Raw genomic sequence first — 802 nt, forward strand, 5'->3', positions numbered from 1 at the left:
GCAAGAAGCTCGTAAGGCCAATGGCGAGCGACAACTCACCAACAAGCGCATCAATAATATTTTATGGCCGCTGATTGCCATTCTGAGCCTCGCCGCCGAAGAGCATCACTTTGATTACCCATTTCGACGCTACAAATCCCTGAAAGAGGAAAAAGCGGATTCGAAACCGCTGACCATGGATGAAGTCCGTACTTTCTTAGAATGCTGTGATGAGCAATGGCATGATTATTTTTTACTGCGATTTTGGACGGGTATGCGAAGTTGTGAAGTGCATGGCCTGTATTGGGAGCACATTGATTTTGACCATCGCTTGATTCGCGTGAGACAAAATTATGTGAATGGAGAGATTTGTGATGTGAAGACGCCGAAGTCACGTCGTGATTTGCAGATGTGCGACACCTTGTTCGCGGCGTTAAAACGTCAGTGGGAAAAGAGAGATGAGTGCAGCTCATTTGTGTTTGCCTCAAAAAGTGGGCGTGGACTTGATACCCATTACGTTAGCCGAAAGATATGGCACCCCACATTGAAAAAGGCCGGTCTTAAACCTCGCCGCGCCTACGAGACGCGCCATACGGCTGCGGTACTGCACATTGCCGCGCATGAAAATCCGATCTATATCTCACACAAACTCGGGCACAGCGACACCAAATTGCTGTTTGAGGTCTACGCCCCGTACGTGGCGAACGCTTCTGGCCAAGATGGACTGGCGTTCAATGACATGATGTTAGGAGGCGCGGCATGATGATACTGACTTTTAACCGCGCTCAATACTTCCATCAAAACCTAACCGATAATGATCAAC

Annotated in this window: 1 protein-coding gene; it reads left to right on the forward strand. The window is 48.5% G+C overall.

Annotation, left to right across the window (positions count from 1 at the left end; translation table 11 throughout):
- Positions 1–742: site-specific integrase (locus AB4486_RS23190; protein WP_372118873.1), on the forward strand; the 742-nt coding region annotated here is incomplete at its 5' end.
- Between the last annotated feature and the right edge of the window lie 60 nt (positions 743–802).

This window comes from Vibrio sp. 10N.222.55.C6 (genome assembly GCF_041473395.1).
Taxonomy (GTDB): Bacteria; Pseudomonadota; Gammaproteobacteria; order Enterobacterales; family Vibrionaceae; genus Vibrio; species Vibrio crassostreae_C.